General features: G+C 64.4%; 16 protein-coding genes. 13 read left to right on the top strand and 3 right to left on the bottom strand.

What is annotated here, in order from left to right; all coding sequences use genetic code 11:
• The 8 genes from GSQ79_RS04305 to mce all read left to right on the top strand — a co-directional run.
• The coding region (locus tag GSQ79_RS04305; protein ID WP_174243157.1) for an NADH-quinone oxidoreductase subunit J at positions 1 to 323 on the top strand (323 nt) is incomplete at its 5' end.
• 10 nt (positions 324 to 333) lie between these two features.
• Positions 334 to 639, top strand: coding sequence for an NADH-quinone oxidoreductase subunit NuoK (gene nuoK, locus GSQ79_RS04300; RefSeq protein WP_158807502.1), 306 nt, complete (start codon positions 334 to 336; stop codon positions 637 to 639).
• Between the two features lie 2 nt (positions 640 to 641).
• Entirely contained in the window at positions 642 to 2,648 is a 2,007-nt protein-coding gene (gene nuoL, locus GSQ79_RS04295; RefSeq protein WP_158807501.1) for an NADH-quinone oxidoreductase subunit L, read from the top strand.
• The gene (locus tag GSQ79_RS04290) at positions 2,648 to 4,171 is read left to right on the top strand and encodes an NADH-quinone oxidoreductase subunit M (protein ID WP_158807500.1); all 1,524 of its coding nucleotides are present in this window, start codon (positions 2,648 to 2,650) and stop codon (positions 4,169 to 4,171) included. Before nuoL ends, GSQ79_RS04290 begins: the two co-directional genes overlap by 1 nt.
• Entirely contained in the window at positions 4,168 to 5,607 is a 1,440-nt protein-coding gene (gene nuoN / locus GSQ79_RS04285) for an NADH-quinone oxidoreductase subunit NuoN (RefSeq protein ID WP_158807499.1), read from the top strand. Before GSQ79_RS04290 ends, nuoN begins: the two co-directional genes overlap by 4 nt.
• Positions 5,608 to 5,625: 18 nt before the next feature.
• Positions 5,626 to 6,411: a biotin--[acetyl-CoA-carboxylase] ligase gene (locus GSQ79_RS04280; RefSeq protein WP_246725095.1), complete on the top strand. Its 786-nt coding sequence runs from the start codon at positions 5,626 to 5,628 to the stop codon at positions 6,409 to 6,411.
• Between the two features lie 35 nt (positions 6,412 to 6,446).
• On the top strand, positions 6,447 to 8,117 hold the full coding sequence (locus GSQ79_RS04275; RefSeq protein ID WP_158807498.1) for a ribonuclease J: 1,671 nt from the start codon (positions 6,447 to 6,449) through the stop codon (positions 8,115 to 8,117).
• A 9-nt stretch (positions 8,118 to 8,126) separates the two neighbouring features.
• A complete protein-coding gene (gene mce, locus GSQ79_RS04270; RefSeq protein ID WP_158807497.1) occupies positions 8,127 to 8,528 on the top strand; it encodes a methylmalonyl-CoA epimerase in 402 nt (133 codons plus the stop codon).
• Between the two features lie 128 nt (positions 8,529 to 8,656).
• Here the strand turns inward: mce and GSQ79_RS04265 are convergent, their stop codons facing one another.
• Positions 8,657 to 9,220, bottom strand: a complete 564-nt coding sequence (locus tag GSQ79_RS04265; protein WP_158807496.1) for a TetR/AcrR family transcriptional regulator — start codon at positions 9,218 to 9,220, stop codon at positions 8,657 to 8,659.
• Positions 9,221 to 9,323: 103 nt separating this feature from the next.
• On the opposite strand from GSQ79_RS04265, the gene GSQ79_RS04260 reads away from it, so the two are divergent.
• The 5 genes from GSQ79_RS04260 to GSQ79_RS04240 all read left to right on the top strand — a co-directional run bounded on the left by GSQ79_RS04260 (position 9,324) and on the right by GSQ79_RS04240 (position 13,166).
• Entirely contained in the window at positions 9,324 to 10,247 is a 924-nt protein-coding gene (locus GSQ79_RS04260; RefSeq protein WP_158807495.1) for a quinoprotein relay system zinc metallohydrolase 2, read from the top strand.
• Between the two features lie 59 nt (positions 10,248 to 10,306).
• The gene (locus GSQ79_RS04255) at positions 10,307 to 11,083 is read left to right on the top strand and encodes a quinoprotein dehydrogenase-associated SoxYZ-like carrier (protein ID WP_246725096.1); all 777 of its coding nucleotides are present in this window, start codon (positions 10,307 to 10,309) and stop codon (positions 11,081 to 11,083) included.
• Positions 11,084 to 11,091: 8 nt separating this feature from the next.
• Entirely contained in the window at positions 11,092 to 11,655 is a 564-nt protein-coding gene (locus tag GSQ79_RS04250; RefSeq protein WP_158807493.1) for a rhodanese-like domain-containing protein, read from the top strand.
• Positions 11,656 to 11,692: 37 nt separating this feature from the next.
• Positions 11,693 to 12,091, top strand: coding sequence for a thioredoxin family protein (locus tag GSQ79_RS04245; RefSeq protein ID WP_158807492.1), 399 nt, complete (start codon positions 11,693 to 11,695; stop codon positions 12,089 to 12,091).
• 265 nt (positions 12,092 to 12,356) lie between these two features.
• Positions 12,357 to 13,166 carry a hypothetical protein gene (locus GSQ79_RS04240; RefSeq protein WP_158807491.1) on the top strand — a complete coding sequence of 270 codons (810 nt, stop codon included), beginning with the start codon at positions 12,357 to 12,359 and terminating at the stop codon, positions 13,164 to 13,166.
• Between the two features lie 184 nt (positions 13,167 to 13,350).
• Here GSQ79_RS04240 and GSQ79_RS04235 read toward each other — a convergent pair whose 3' ends face one another.
• Both GSQ79_RS04235 and GSQ79_RS04230 read right to left on the bottom strand, forming a co-directional pair.
• Entirely contained in the window at positions 13,351 to 13,629 is a 279-nt protein-coding gene (locus tag GSQ79_RS04235) for a DUF3325 domain-containing protein (RefSeq protein WP_256378981.1), read from the bottom strand.
• A 2-nt stretch (positions 13,630 to 13,631) separates the two neighbouring features.
• Positions 13,632 to 15,137, bottom strand: a complete 1,506-nt coding sequence (locus GSQ79_RS04230; protein WP_158807489.1) for a PepSY domain-containing protein — start codon at positions 15,135 to 15,137, stop codon at positions 13,632 to 13,634.

The raw sequence follows: 15,137 nt of genomic DNA, 5'->3' as shown, positions 1-15,137 counted from the left end.
TCGTCGGCGCGATCGTCGCGCTCGAGCTGTTCCTCGTCGTCGGGTTCTGGACGCTTGGGACCAATGCGCCGGCCCATGTCACGACGCCGACGCCGGAAGGCATGTCGAACACGCTGGCTCTCGGCCGGGTCATCTACACCCAATACATGGTGCTGTTTCAGGCCGCAGGCCTCGTCCTGCTGACTGCGATGATCGGCGCCATCGTCCTCACGCTGCGCCATCGGCCCAACGTTATGCGCCAGTCCATTCCCGAGCAGAACGCGCGGTCACCGAAGACGGTGGAACTGCGCAAGGTGCGGTCGCGCGAAGGCGTGGGCGTATGAGGAGCATCCTATGATCGGGCTTGGCCACTACCTCACCGTCGCCGCGATCCTGTTCACGCTCGGCGTGGCAGGCATCATCCTCAACCGCAAGAACATCATCATCATTCTGATGTCGGTGGAGCTGATCCTGCTGTCGGTGAACATCAACCTAGTGGCGTTCTCAATCTACCTCGGCGACCTCACCGGCCAGGTGTTCGCGCTGTTCATCCTGACGGTGGCGGCGGCCGAGGCCGCCATCGGCCTCGCGATCCTCGTGACCTACTACCGCAACCGCGGCTCGATCGCGGTCGAAGACATCAACGCGATGAAAGGCTGAGCATGATCACCGTCGTCGTCGCGCTCCCGCTTCTCGGCTTCCTGATCGCCGGGCTGTTCGGCAAGCAGATCGGGGTGCGTGCGTCCGAGCTCGTGACCACCACCTTCCTGATGGTCTCGGCCGTGCTGTCGTGGGTGCTGTTCATCCAGCATGCGCTCGGCTCGCAGCCGGAATCAGTCTCGTTGATCACCAACTGGTTCACCGTCGGCGCCGTGAAGGTCGACTGGGCGCTGCGCGTCGATGCGCTGACCGCCGTGATGCTGGTGGTCGTCAACACCGTGTCCGCGCTCGTCCATCTCTACTCGATGGGCTACATGCACGAGGATCCGGCGCGGCCGCGCTTCTTCGCCTATCTCTCGCTTTTCACCTTCGCGATGCTGATGCTGGTGACGGCGGACAACCTCGTGCAGATGTTTTTTGGCTGGGAGGGCGTCGGTCTCGCCTCCTACCTGCTGATCGGCTTCTGGTACTACAAGCCGAGCGCCAACGCCGCCGCCATCAAGGCCTTCGTCGTCAACCGCGTCGGCGACTTCGGCTTCCTGCTCGGCATCTTCACCGTTTTCATGATCACCCAGTCGGTGTCGTTCGAGACGATCTTCGCCTCGGCCCCCGGCCTTGCCAACAAATCGATCCACGTCTTCGGTCACGATTTCGATGCGATGACAGTAGCTTGCCTGCTTCTCTTCATGGGCGCGATGGGCAAGTCGGCGCAGTTCCTGCTGCACACCTGGCTGCCGGACGCGATGGAAGGCCCGACGCCGGTGTCGGCGCTCATCCATGCCGCGACGATGGTCACCGCCGGCGTGTTCATGGTGGCGCGCCTGTCGCCTTTGTTCGAACAGGCGCCGATCGCGCTCGCCTTCGTCACCATCGTCGGCGCAACCACCTGCTTCTTCGCGGCGACGATCGGCTGCGTGCAGAACGACATCAAGCGCGTCATCGCCTATTCGACCTGTTCGCAGCTCGGCTACATGTTCGTCGGCCTCGGCGTCGGCGGCTACGGGCTCGGCGTGTTCCATCTGTTTACGCACGCCTTCTTCAAGGCGCTGCTGTTCCTCTGCGCCGGCTCGGTCATCCACGCGATGCACCACGAACAGGACATGCGGCACATGGGCGGTCTGCGCACCAAGATCCCGGTGACGTTCTGGACGATGCTGATCGGCACCTGCGCGCTCGTCGGTTTCCCGCTGACATCAGGTTACTTCTCCAAGGACGCGATCATCGAAGCCGCCTTCGCCTCGCATCGTACCGGCGCGCTCTACGCCTACGTGTTGACGACGGTGGCGGTCGGCCTGACCTCGTTCTACTCGTTCCGCCTGACCTTCATGACGTTCTGCGGCGCGCCGCGGTGGCAGGCGACCCACGGCGACGATCACGCCATCGCGACGCACGACGGCCACGATGCGCACGCCTCGCATGATGATCATCATGCGCATGCGCTCGACCCGCACGAGTCGCCCAAGACCATGCTCGTGCCGCTGCTGGTCCTGTCGGTCGGGGCGCTGTTCGCCGGCGCGGCGTTCAGCAGCCACTTCATCGGCGAATCCCAGGCCGAGTTCTGGAAGGGCGCGATCTTCTATGGCCCGGACAACCACATCCTCCATGACATGGAAGAGGTGCCGGTCGTCGTGAAATGGATCCCGATGCTGCTGCTCGCCGGCGGCTTCCTGGTGGCCTGCTACGGCTATCTCTGGCGTCCGTCCGCGCCGGCGGCCTGGGCCCGCACCGCGCCGGGGCTGTACCGCTTCGTACTCAACAAATGGTATTTCGACGAGCTCTACGACGTTCTCTTCGTCAAACCGGCGTTCTGGATCGGCCGGGTGCTGTGGCATCGCGGCGACCAGGGCATCATCGACCGGTTCGGGCCTGACGGCGTTTCGGCTTCGGTCGTCGTCGTGACCCGCCAGGCGGTAAAGCTGCAGAGCGGCTACATCTACCACTACGCCTTTGCCATGCTCATCGGGGTCACCGTGTTCATCACCTGGTATCTCGTCGGAGGCGTGCGCTGATGTTCGGCTTCGGCATTCTCACCTGCCTGACCTTCCTGCCGCTGGTCGGCGTCGCCTTCATCCTGTGCCTGCGCGGCGATGACGAGGCGACGTGGCAGAACGCGAAATACGCGGCCCTGATCACGACCCTCGTCGAGATGCTGCTCTCCTTCTACGCCTGGGGGCACTTCGACACGGCGTCGTCGGCGTTCCAGTTTGTCGAAGAGCGCGGCTGGTTCGGCGCCGGCCTCGTCTACAAGCTTGGCGTCGACGGGATGTCGTTTCCCTTCGTCGTGCTGACCGCCTTCCTGATGCCGTTCTGCATCCTGGCGTCGTGGGTTTCGATCAAGGTCCGGCTCAAGGAATACCTGATCGCGTTCCTCGTGCTGGAAACGCTGATGATCGGCGTGTTCTGCTCGCTCGACCTCGTGCTATTCTACCTGTTCTTCGAGGGCGGGCTGATCCCGATGTTCCTGATTATCGGGATCTGGGGCGGCAAGCGGCGTATCTACGCCAGCTTCAAGTTCTTCCTCTACACGCTGACCGGCTCGCTGCTGATGCTGCTCGCCATCATGGCGATGTACGGGGTCGCCGGCACAACCGACATCACGGTGCTGCTGAAGACCCACTTCCCGCCGGGCATGCAGACCTGGCTATGGCTCGCCTTCTTCGCCTCCTTCGCGGTGAAGATGCCGATGTGGCCGGTTCACACCTGGCTGCCGGACGCTCACGTCGAGGCGCCCACGGCCGGCTCCGTCATCCTCGCCGGCATCATGCTGAAGATGGGTGGATACGGGTTCCTTCGCTTCTCGCTGCCTATGTTTCCGGACGCCTCGGTCTATTTCGCGCCGCTGGTGTTCAGCCTGTCGATCATCGCGATCATCTACACCTCGCTGGTCGCGCTGGTGCAGGAGGACATGAAGAAACTCATCGCCTACTCCTCGGTGGCGCACATGGGCTTCGTGACGATGGGTCTGTTCTCCTTCACGGAGCAGGGCATCCAGGGCGCGGTGTTCCAGATGGTGTCGCACGGCATCGTCTCGGGCGCGCTCTTCCTGTGTGTCGGCGTCGTCTACGATCGCATGCACACTCGCGATATCGCGGCTTACGGCGGCCTGGTGAACCGGATGCCGCGTTATGCCGTGGCTTTCATGGTCTTCACGATGGCCAACGTCGGACTGCCCGGCACGTCGGGCTTCATCGGCGAGTTCCTGACGCTGCTCGGCACCTTCCAGGTCAACAGCTGGGTCGCGCTGTTCGCCACCACCGGCGTGATCCTCTCGGCAGCCTACGCGCTCTACCTCTATCGCCGCGTGGTCTTCGGGGTTCTCGACAAGGAGAACCTGAAGACCATTTTGGACCTCAGCCCGCGCGAGCTCGTGCTGCTGGTGCCGCTGGTGGTGCTGACGATCTTCTACGGCGTGCATCCCTCGCCGATCCTCGACGGCTCGTCGGCCAGCGTCGCTGCGCTGGTGAAGAGCCACGAGGTCGCCATGGCGCATCCGACCAACAAACTGGCCTCCGCCGCAAAGGCTGCCGAATGAGCCCGATGTCCTTCAATCTCGCCCATAGCCTGCCGGAGCTGATCCTGGCCGTCGGCGCTTTGTTCTTGCTGCTGTTCGGCGCGATTCGCGGCAAGGACTCCGACGGGCCGCTGACGGAAATCGCGGTCGGCCTCATCGGCGTCGCGATCCTGACCATCATCCTGGGCGCCAAGACCCAGGCGATCGTCTTCGACGGCCTGTTCATCGATGACGCCTTCGGCCGCTTCATGAAGGTGCTGGTGCTGCTCGGCTCGATCGTCACGCTGGTGATGGGCCAGAACTTTCTGGCGCTTGAAAAGATCGACAAGTTCGAGTACCCGATCCTGGTGGTGCTCTCGACGCTGGGCGCGCTAATCCTGGTCTCGGCGACGGGCCTGATCACGCTCTATCTCGGCCTCGAGCTGATGTCGCTCGCGCTCTACGTGCTCGCCGCCTTCCACCGCGACAACCTCAAGGCTTCGGAAGCGGGCCTAAAATACTTCGTGCTGGGGGCGCTGTCGTCGGGCATGCTGCTCTACGGCGCCTCGCTGCTCTACGGCTTCTCCGGCACGGTTAGCTTCACCGGCATCGCCGCGGCGATCAACGGACAGGCCTCCATCGGCGTCGTCTTCGGCCTCGTCTTTCTGATGACGGGCCTTGCCTTCAAGATGTCGGTGGTGCCGTTCCACATGTGGACGCCGGACGTCTACGAGGGCGCACCGACCCCGGTCACCGCCTTCTTCGCGACGGCGCCGAAGATGGCGGCAGTGGCGATCACCGTGCGCGTCATCATCACGGCGTTTCCCGGCATCACCACGCAGTGGCAGCAGATCATCGTCTTCATCTCGATCCTGTCGATGGTGCTCGGTTCGGTGGCCGCGATCGGCCAGACCAACTTCAAGCGGCTGATGGCCTATTCGGCGATCGGCAACATGGGCTTCGCCCTCGTGGGCCTGGCCGCCGGCACGCCGGAAGGCGTCGAGGGCGTGATCATCTACATGGCCATCTACCTCGTCATGACGCTCGGCACGTTCGCCGCGATCCTCTCGATGCGGATCAACGGCCGTAGCGTCGAGAATGTCGCCGATCTGATGGGACTGGCGAAGACCAACCCGGCGATGGCCTTCTTCCTGGCGATGATGATGTTCTCCCTCGCCGGGATCCCGCCGCTGGCCGGGTTCTTCGGAAAGTTCTACGTATTCAACGCGGCGATCCAGGCGCATCTCTATCCGCTCGCCGTCATCGGCGTGCTGTCGAGCGTGATCGCCGCCTTCTACTATCTGCGCGTCGTCAAGTTCATGTACTTTGACGAATCGACGGTCGCCTTCGACCCGCCGCCGGCGATCCTGCGCGTCGTGCTCGGCGTAACCGCCATGCTCTCGCTGTTCCTGTTCGTCTACCCGCCGCTGTTCACCGGCGCGGCGACGGCCGCCGCGAAGTCGCTCTTCCTGCCATGAGATCTCTGATGTCTGCCCTTGTTGGTTGACGCTGGCCCTTACCGGATCGAGCGTTTCGAGACGCTCGGCTCGACCAATGACGAGGCCATGGTCCGCGCCCGCGCCGGCGAGCGAGGCCCGCTCTTCATCGTGGCCACGCGCCAGACCGGCGGGCGGGGTCGGCAGGGCCGGGTCTGGGCCTCGCCGCCCGGCAATCTCTACGCCAGCCTGCTGCTTACGGACGCCTCCGACCTGAAGGTGGCTCCGCAGCTCGGCTTCGTCGCCGGCGTCGCTTTGGCTGAGTCGCTCCGCGTGCTCGTCCACGGCGACGAGCGCCTGCGCCTCAAATGGCCCAACGACATCCTGTTCGACGGGGCCAAACTCGCCGGCCTGCTGCTGGAGAGCGCGACGATGCCGGACGGCCGGCTTGCCTGCGTCATCGGCTTCGGGGTCAATTGCCGCTCACATCCCGAGGGGCTCGCCTATCCCGCGACCGATCTGAGTGCCGCGTCCGGCACGCCGATCGGACCCGACGACGTACTGCAGGCCCTTGCCCCCAGTTTACAGAAACACCTCGCCGACTGGGACGGTGGTGCCGGTTTTTTAGGCATCCGTTCGGCATGGCTTGCTAAAGCGGCCGGGCTCGGCGACATGATAGAGGTGAGATGTTCTTCGCGGACCGTGACAGGCACGTTCAGCAGCCTCGACTCGACCGGGCGATTGCTCGTCGAGACGGCTGAGGGATGCGTCGCCATAGATGCTGGCGATGTCTTCCTGCACGGCGCAATCCCAGGCAGCAATGTGACGACAAATCGAGGGTTTTAGGCGCTCGTTTTATGAGGTGTGAAAGGCAATTTTGAATGAATGAAGTGACAGACGAACTCGTGTTCGTGCCTCTCGGCGGTTTAGGCGAGATCGGCATGAACATGGGGCTCTATGGTTTCGGCCCGGCCCGTAAGAAGAAATGGTTGATGATCGACTGCGGCATCTCCTTCGCGGGTCCGGAACAGTCCGGCATCGACATCATCGTCCCCGACACGAGCTTCATCGAGAAGATGAAGAACGATCTCGTCGGCATCGTGATCACCCACGCGCATGAAGACCATATCGGCGCGGTCGTCGATCTCTGGCCGCGTCTGCGCGCGCCGGTCTATGCGACCCGCTTCGCCGCGGGCCTGCTCGAGCTGAAGAAGCTCAACGAGTACGGCGCGCCGCCGATCCCGATCCACGTGGTGGGGCAGGGCAAGACCGTCGAGATCGGCCCGTTCTCGGTCGAGTTCGTTCCGGTCGCGCATTCGATTCCCGAAAGCTGCGCGCTGGCGATCCGCACGCCGCTCGGCACGATCGTCCATTCCGGCGATTGGAAGATCGACGACACGCCCGGCATCGGTCGCCCGACTGATAAGGCGCGGTTGACCGAGATCGGCGACGAAGGCGTGCTCGCGCTCGTCTGCGATTCTACCAACATCATGCGAGACGGCGTCAGCCCCTCCGAGGAGGAGGTCGCCGCCAGCCTCGAAGAGATCATCCGCCAGGCTACGGGGCGCGTTGTCGTCACGACCTTCGCGTCCAACGTCGCCCGCATGAAAGCGGTCGCGATGGCGGCTCAGGCGGCCGGCCGCAAGGTTGTGCTCGTCGGCCGGGCGATGGATCGCGTCTCCAGCGTCGCTCGCGAATGCGGCTTCCTCGACGGCGTCTTCCCGTTTCTCTCGGCTGACGCCTTCGCGCACATCCCGCGTGACCAGGTCGTCGTGCTGGCGACTGGCAGCCAGGGCGAACCCCGCGCCGCCATCGCCCGCATCTCCGAGGACGAGCATCCCGCGATCAGCCTGGCGCCCGGTGATCTCGTGATCTTCTCGTCGCGCACCATTCCCGGCAACGAGCGCGAAGTCGGGCACATCATCAACAACCTGATCCGTCAGGGCGTCGAGGTGCTGACCGATCGCAGCGCGCTGATCCATGCCTCCGGCCATCCGCGCCGCGGCGAGGTCGCGCAGTTCTACGACTGGGTGCGTCCGACCATCGCCATCCCCGCCCATGGCGAGGAGATCCATCTTTCCGAGCATTATGCCTTTGCGCGCGATCGCGGCGTTCCGCACGTCATGAAGGCGCGCAACGGCGACATCGTGCTGTTGGCGCCGGGCGAGCCCAGCATCATCGGCCAGGCGCCGCACGGCAAGATGGCCAAGGACGGCAATCTTCTAGTGAAGCTCGACGACGACGCGATGCGTGCCCGTCAGGCTCTGGCCTTCTCCGGCGTGGTGACGATCGCGCTGGCGGTCAGCACCAAGGGTGACATGGTCGGCGTGCCCGACGTTGTCACCAATGGTCTGCCAAGCCGGATCAAGGACGGCTCGGCGATGGATGCGCTTGTCGACACCGTGCTGTTTCAAACCTTCGACAATCTGCCGAAGCAGAAGCGGCGCGATGCGGACGTCGTCTCCACCGCCATTGAAAAGGCCGTGCGTGGCGCCGTGTCCCAGGCCTGGGGCAAGAAACCCGCCGTCCACGTCCTGGTCGTCGAGGTTTGATCTAAGACGATGCTGGGCCGCCTCAACCATATCGCGATCGCCGTGCGCGACGTGGCGGTCGAGGCGGCCCGCTACCGCGACATTCTTGGTGCCACCGTCACGGCGCCGCAGGCCTTGCCGGCGCACGGCGTCACCGTCGTCTTCGTCGAACTGCCCAATAGCAAGATCGAGCTGCTGGAGCCCTTGGGCGAGCACTCGCCGATCGCCGCCTTCCTCGCCAGGAATGGCGAAGGCATGCACCACGTCTGCTACGAGATCGCCGACATTTTTGCTGCCCGCGACCAGCTCATCGCCAGGGGCACGCGCGTGCTCGGCGACGGGACCCCGAAAATCGGCGCGCATGGCAAACTTGTGCTGTTTCTCCACCCCAAGGATTTTGCCGGCACGCTGATCGAGCTGGAACAGGTTTAGGTGCCGCACTTGCCGCCCCGTCTTTGCGAGCGGGGCAAAGCAACCAGGGGCGCTAAAACACGCCGTTGACGGGAGCAGATGTCCCTGGGTTGCTTCGCCTTCGGCTCGCAATGACGATGCGTCAAGTGCTACGGAGCCAAACCATCTCGCAAAGCCGCCAGCACGCTGCGAAACCCGGACGCGCCGGCAAGCACGCGCTCCATCATTAAGGCGCCTTCCAGCGTCGCTACGATCATCCGCGCGTGAGCGGCGGGGTCGATGCTGGGGCGTATCGAGCCGTTGGCGCATCCCTCCTGGAGCGTCGTCTCGAGCCAGGCGATATGCTTGGCGAAAAACGCGGCGATCGCCGCCCGAAGCGGATCGGGCAGTGACACCAATTCGGCGGCCATGACCGCGCAGAGGCAGCCAAGCCCCTGTTCGACGCCATCGAGGTAAAGGTCGCCGTAGGCCTCGACGCGGGCGAGGGCGAGGGTGCTCTGGGCCTCGATCCGTGCCAGCGCCGTGTCGTAGCGTTCGCCATAGGCGGCGATCAGGGCCATCGCCAGGTCGGTCTTCGTCGGAAAATGATGGTGGATGCTGGCCTTGCGGATGCCCACGGCGCTGGCGAGATCGGCATAGCTGAAGCCGGAATAGCCGCGCCCGCGGATCAGGATCTCCGCCTCGAACAGCAGTTCGCCACGTGTGTCTCTCATAAGCCCATCCCGCGTGCCCGTCTTTCGGACGAAGCGACGCCATCGCCTTGACGCAATGTTGCCCTACCTACTAGAAGGTAGCAAGGCAAAACAGGTTGGACCCATGCGATTGGACCGGCGCGAGGCGCTGCTCGGCACTTTCTGCCTCTGTTGCCTGCCGACGCTCGGGCGGGCCGCGGATTTCAAGCTCGAGGAGGTCGCCCCCGGCGTTTTCGTCAGGCGCGGAGTCGACCAGGATGCGACGCCAAGCAACCTGGATGCGATCGCCAACATCGGCTGCATCGTCGGGCGCGATGCCGTTCTGGTGACCGAGAGCGGTGGCAGTCTGGCGGACGGGCAGTGGCTGCGCCAAGCGATCAAGGCCAAGACCGACAAGCCGATCAAATATGTCGTGCTGAGCCATGTCCACCCCGACCATATTTTTGGTGCGGCCGCGTTCACGGCGGATCATCCGACCTTCATCGGCCATGCGAAACTGCGCGAGGCGCTGCAGCAGCGCGGCGAATTCTACCGAACCAAGCTCAGCGAAGTGGTCGGTGTCGACAAGGTCGGCCCGATCGTCATGCCGACGCGCGCCATCGCCGATGCCGGCGAGGTCGATCTCGGCGGCAGGGTGATCCGCTTCAAGGCGCACGGTCCGGCGCACACCAGCTGCGACCTGTCGATGGTCGACACGCAGACCGGCCTGCTGCTGCCCGCCGATCTGCTCTTCGTCGCCCGTGTCCCGTCGCTCGATGGCAGCCTGCTGGGCTGGCTGAAGGAGATCGACGTGCTGAAGGCGATGGGGGCAGCCAAAGCGGTTCCGGGCCACGGGCCGACATCGGTCGATTTCGCCGGCACGTCCGCCGATCTCGTGCGTTACCTCACCGTGTTGCGTGACGGCGTGCGCGCCGAGATCAAGAAGAACGGATCGATCGAGACGGCGATCAAGACCGTCGGCCAGGACGAAAAGAGCAGGTGGCTCCTTTTCGACGACTACAACGCCAGGAACGTCACCCAGGCCTACAAAGAGCTTGAGTGGGAATAAAAACAAACAGGGAGGATATCGTGAGGGCTTCGATCAAGAGCGCCGTTTTGCCGCTAGGCATCGCCGTGGTGCTGGGCTTTGCGGCAATACCGGCTCGCGCCGACGACCAGGCCGATCGCCAGGCGCGGTGGAAGGATATCGAAAAATCACTGTTCGGCGATCGCGTGCCGCAGGATGGCGCTGCCGTGGTGCAACTCGACGCGCCGGTACGGGCGGACGACGCCTCGCTGGTGCCGATGGCCATCACCATCGCGGCCAAGCAGCCGGTTAAAAGCCTCTACCTCGTCATCGACGACAATCCGGCACCCGTCGCCGCGCACTACACGTTCGGGCCCGCCGCCGACCCGCGCGCGATAAAAATGCGGGTGCGGGTCAACACCTACACCAACGTCCATGTCGTGGCGGAAATGCAGGATGGAACGCTGCTGGAGACGACGAAATTCGTCAAAGCCTCCGGCGGTTGCTCCGCGCCGATGGGCATGAGCGACGAAGAGGCGATGAAGGGCATGGGCGACATGCGCATCAAGTTTGCCGGCGACGCCGTCGCCAATAAGCCGGTCGATGCCACGCTGATGGTCCGTCACCCGAACTTCAACGGCATGCAGATGAACCAGGTCAGCCGGATGTACACGCCGGCGCGCTACATCCAGACGATCGCCGTCACCGACGGCGACAAGAAGGTTTTCGATCTCGACACGGACATTTCTCTGGCTTCCAACCCGGTCATCAGCTTCGCCTTCGTGCCGACAGATAAGAGCCAACTGAAGGTCGCGGTGACGGATAGTGAGAAGGGGCATTGGGAAAAGTCCGTGCCGGTCCCGGCGCTCAGCAATTGACGATCGCCATGCGTCATCTCGCGCCGCTCGCAGCGGCGTTCTTCCTCATTGCGGCAACGCCCGGCAAGGTGCCCGAACCTACCGACCTTTGGCAGGGGGCGATGCACGGCTACACGCCTAACACCGTCGCCGGCGCCACCGTGCTCGATACGGCGGCCCTGTCGAAACTGCTTGTCGGCGTGCCGCCGCTCATGGTGGATGTCGCGGAGGCCGACAAGAAGCCGGCCGGCATGGCAGCAACGGCGTTGTGGATGCCGGCGCATCGCTCCATTCCCGGCGCCACCTGGCTGCCGGGCGCGGGCAGCGGCAGCAGCGAAGCGTCGTTCGTCGACGCCTTCGAGGCGCGCTTTGCCGCCTTGATGGGCGGCGACCGCAGCAAGCCGATCGTCGCCTTCTGTCACCCGGAGTGCTGGGGCAGCTGGAACGCGGCGAAGCGGCTCGTCGGACTCGGCTACACCAAAGTCTACTGGTATCCCGAAGGCATGGAAGGCTGGCAGGCGCAGCACGACACGGCCATCGTGAAGGCCGATCCGCAATGGCCTGTTTTTGGCGGCAAGCCGGTCACCCAGTAGCCGCGCGACGATCCTCAAACCCGTGAGATTTAGAGCCATGCCGAACCGTCGCGTCATCCTCGTCTTGTTTGCCAGTGCTTTCGCGATGGTCGGCACGGGTGTTCGGGCGGATGCGCCGGCGCCCATCCACTTCGATCAGCAGGCGTTCGACGCCGCGCAGAAGGCGGGCAAACCGATCCTCGTCGAGATTACCGCGCCCTGGTGCCCGGCTTGCAAGGCTCAGGCGCCGATCCTCGGCAAGCTGCGGAGCGATCCGCGCTTCAGGGACCTGCAGACCTTCACGATCGATTTCGATACCGAAAAAGACCTGATGCATAAGTTCGGCGCCAAACTACAAAGCACGCTGATCTGCTTCAAGGGCACGACCGAAATTGGGCGCAGCATCGGCGAGACGCAGCCGGAGTGGATCGAGGCGCAACTCGAGAAAGCGATTTAGGCTTCCGCGCCTATCCGATGCCCTCGGGGCGCCGCGCGGCGATGCCAAGCGCAGCCGTGCGATCCCTGCCGCAAATCAACCATGTATGAGCTTTCGCTTGGAACCGCTGTTGTCGCAGCCGGTTATGGCTACGCTTTGGCAATAGCGCCCAAACGTGAGGCATTGTTATGGACGGCATTATCTATCTCGTCGGACTCGTTGTTGTGGTTCTCGCGGTTCTTTCTTTCCTTGGTCTCCGCTGAATCTAGAGCGGAAGGAGCTACACATGGTTGATACAAGGATTGCGTCCGCCGACGCCACGCTCGGCGGCGGACATCTCGACCGATCCTACGTGGATTGGGCATCGGTCATCGGCGGCGCGGTCGTCGCCACGGCGATCTTCACGACGCTGTCCGTGTTCGGTTCGGCGGTCGGGCTGTCGCTGACCTCGGCGACGGCGGGTGGCGGCATTTCTGCCGTGACTGCGGCGATCGCCGTTGGTTTGTGGACTGCGTGGATCGCGGTGTCGAGTTTTGTGGCTGGCGGCTATATCGCCGGTCGTCTGCGTCATCGCATCGCCGGCGCCACGCCGCATGAAGTCGAGATGCGCGATGGGCTTCACGGCCTGATTTCGTGGGCGCTTGCTGGCCTGCTGTCGGGGCTGATCCTGGCGTCCGCTGCAGGAAGCTTGGCAGGCCACGGCGACTCTGCCGCAACGACCGTCCAGAACTATGAAGTGAGCAAGCTCTTCCGCGGTGAAAAGACCGCCGACGACACCGCTCATGCCGACGCGAAGGCGGTTCTGGCTTCTGCCGTCGCCAGCAAGGAGATCGTCCCTGACGATCGCACGTACCTCGCGCAACTCGTCACGTCCCGCACCGGTGTTCCGGCCGCGACGGCGACGACCCGCGTCGACGAAGCCGTCGCCAGCATCAAGACTGCGCTCGACAAGGCGCGTCGTGGCGCCGTCGTGGCAGCGTTCCTCGCGGCCGTTGCGCTTGCTCTTGGCGCCGCCGCGGCGTGGTGGGCCGGTACTGAGGGCGGCAAGCATCGCGACGAGGGCACCTTGTTCAGCCCGTTCACCAAGTGGGGCTAGGCCGCACGGCTTCGGCGTTTACCAACGGTTCAATCTAAGGAGGCTTTCATGGGACGTGGTATATTGTTGTGGATGCTGGGCATTCCGCTGCCGATCATCATTCTGCTCGCGTTGTTCCACCACTAGCACGCGCATATTCTCAACTGTCGACGGGTGCGCCAAACGCGCCCGTCGTCTTCGTTCGTTAGCGCCGACGGTCGGCCTTGAGGGCAAAGGCGACCCCGACAGCGATGGCCGCCAGCATGATCTGGATGCACCAGAAGACGATCGCGATCCCGAGCGGATCGAGGCTGATGCAGACGGCAAGGCTCTCGCCGAGAAACACGATGGCGGCGGTGCGCAGCAGCGCTCGCTCGCAGGGCAGTTGCGGTCGGTCCGCGAACCACGCGCGCCATTGCCGATCGATGGCGAGCGCAAACCCGGTGCAACCAAGCATCGCGCAGGCAAATCCGAGCGCGCACATTATCACGCGCGCTTGCGGCGCAACCCGAGGCGCAGATCCGTCCCTGCCGCCCGCAACCGCAACGCCAGAGTACCCGCGGCTGCGGCCGTCGCAAGCAAGGCGAGATCGACGCCCGCCACGCTGGCCGGCCCCTGGAAGAGAGAGACGGCCGTCGTTGCCCAGTTCGCCATCACCGTGACGAGGCAGAGCGCGGCGAGCACGAGCGCCTGGAGTTGCCAGGTCAGGCGAAGCCCGCGGCCGCGGTTGGCGAATGCATCGATCATCGAACCGGCCCAGATGGCGAAGAACACCAAGATCTCCACCGTCGGTCGGGCTGGCAAGGGGGGAACCAGCCGGTTGGTTAAGAGATAGGCGGCCGTCGCCAGCAGAAGGCCGAGCGTCGAGCCAACGGCGAGCGCATCCACCAGGCGGGGATGTCGTCCCGCGTCACGGCGCTTTTCCGCGAAGATGATGAAGCCCGTGGCAATCATCACGGTGCCGGCGAGCCCAGCGACGAAATAGAGGAATCGCAGCGTGCTCTGCTGGAATTGCAGCAGATGCATGCCGCCGAGCACGGACGCGAGATGCACCACGGCCTCCGGCGTCGCGCGGCCGAGAACGGCGCCGGTTGTGCCGTCTAAGAAGATGGTCTCGCCTTCGTCGCCGAGGTGGTCGGTGGGGCTGCGGCGCATCTCGACCACCGCCGCAGCATCGCCGGGATTGCTGAGATGGATATAGAACGGCGCGCCGTGACCCCAGATCTGCTCGGCCTGCCGAAGCATTGCGTCGAGCGAGGCGGCGGGTGCGGCGTGGCCTGCGGGAGGACGGGCAACGAGATGATAGGCCTCGGTCTGGAAGGTGGCCGGGTCGCCGTAGAGCGCGCCCACTGCGGCCGGCATCGTCGTGGTGGCGAACATGACCAGCCCGGTGACGACGATGGCGACGTGGAACGGCAAGGCGACGACCCCGGTGAGGGCGTGCAGATCGAGACTGAAACGGCGCAGCGGCGGCCCCATGCGCAACATAAAGAACTTTTTGAACAGCCCCCGATGGATCACGACGCCGGAGACGAGCAGGGCCAGCATCGCCATGCCGGCGAAGGCGACCACGAACAGGCCGATCATCTTGAAGTCGATCATCAACGAATAGTGCAGGGGGAAAAAGAACCCGGTGGCGCCGAGCGTTCGCGCTTCGGGCAGGGCGACGCCTGTCGCCGGATCGAGCTGCCGACTCACCGACACGCCGTCCTTCGTGCCGACGAGATCGATGAACGGATTGCGGGCGTCGGGCAGCAGGACGTACCAGTCCCGCGCCGGATCGACGAGCGCCGCGGCGCGCTCGCGCAGCGTATCGAGCGGCAGCGGCTGCGCGGGCAGGGCGAGGCGCGTCGCCGGCATCATCCAGCGGTCGATCTCGCGGTCATAGACCGACAGCGTGCCCATGAAGAAGATCATCGTGAGCAGACTGCCGAGCACGAGGCCGCCCCAGCGATGCAGCCAATCCATGCGATGACGGAAGATCGGGTCCAT

Source organism: Beijerinckia sp. L45 (assembly GCF_009765775.1).
Classification (GTDB): Bacteria; Pseudomonadota; Alphaproteobacteria; order Rhizobiales; family Beijerinckiaceae; genus RH-AL1.
Note: the sequence above shows the minus strand (reverse complement) of the source record. Positions and strands in the feature narration are given on the sequence as shown.

Excerpts from the sequence above, each read along its gene's own strand:
- nuoN (WP_158807499.1), top strand. The coding sequence starts at position 4,168 with ATGAGCCCGATGTCCTTCAATCTCGCCCATAGCCTGCCGGAGCTGATC.
- GSQ79_RS04260 (WP_158807495.1), top strand. The coding sequence starts at position 9,324 with ATGCGATTGGACCGGCGCGAGGCGCTGCTCGGCACTTTCTGCCTCTGT.
- GSQ79_RS04235 (WP_256378981.1), bottom strand. The coding sequence starts at position 13,629 with ATGTGCGCGCTCGGATTTGCCTGCGCGATGCTTGGTTGCACCGGGTTT.
- GSQ79_RS04250 (WP_158807493.1), top strand. The coding sequence starts at position 11,092 with ATGCGTCATCTCGCGCCGCTCGCAGCGGCGTTCTTCCTCATTGCGGCA.
- GSQ79_RS04290 (WP_158807500.1), top strand. The coding sequence starts at position 2,648 with ATGTTCGGCTTCGGCATTCTCACCTGCCTGACCTTCCTGCCGCTGGTC.
- nuoL (WP_158807501.1), top strand. The coding sequence starts at position 642 with ATGATCACCGTCGTCGTCGCGCTCCCGCTTCTCGGCTTCCTGATCGCC.
- GSQ79_RS04230 (WP_158807489.1), bottom strand. The coding sequence starts at position 15,137 with ATGGACCCGATCTTCCGTCATCGCATGGATTGGCTGCATCGCTGGGGC.
- nuoK (WP_158807502.1), top strand. The coding sequence starts at position 334 with ATGATCGGGCTTGGCCACTACCTCACCGTCGCCGCGATCCTGTTCACG.
- mce (WP_158807497.1), top strand. The coding sequence starts at position 8,127 with ATGCTGGGCCGCCTCAACCATATCGCGATCGCCGTGCGCGACGTGGCG.
- GSQ79_RS04275 (WP_158807498.1), top strand. The coding sequence starts at position 6,447 with ATGAATGAAGTGACAGACGAACTCGTGTTCGTGCCTCTCGGCGGTTTA.
- GSQ79_RS04265 (WP_158807496.1), bottom strand. The coding sequence starts at position 9,220 with ATGAGAGACACACGTGGCGAACTGCTGTTCGAGGCGGAGATCCTGATC.
- GSQ79_RS04245 (WP_158807492.1), top strand. The coding sequence starts at position 11,693 with ATGCCGAACCGTCGCGTCATCCTCGTCTTGTTTGCCAGTGCTTTCGCG.
- GSQ79_RS04240 (WP_158807491.1), top strand. The coding sequence starts at position 12,357 with ATGGTTGATACAAGGATTGCGTCCGCCGACGCCACGCTCGGCGGCGGA.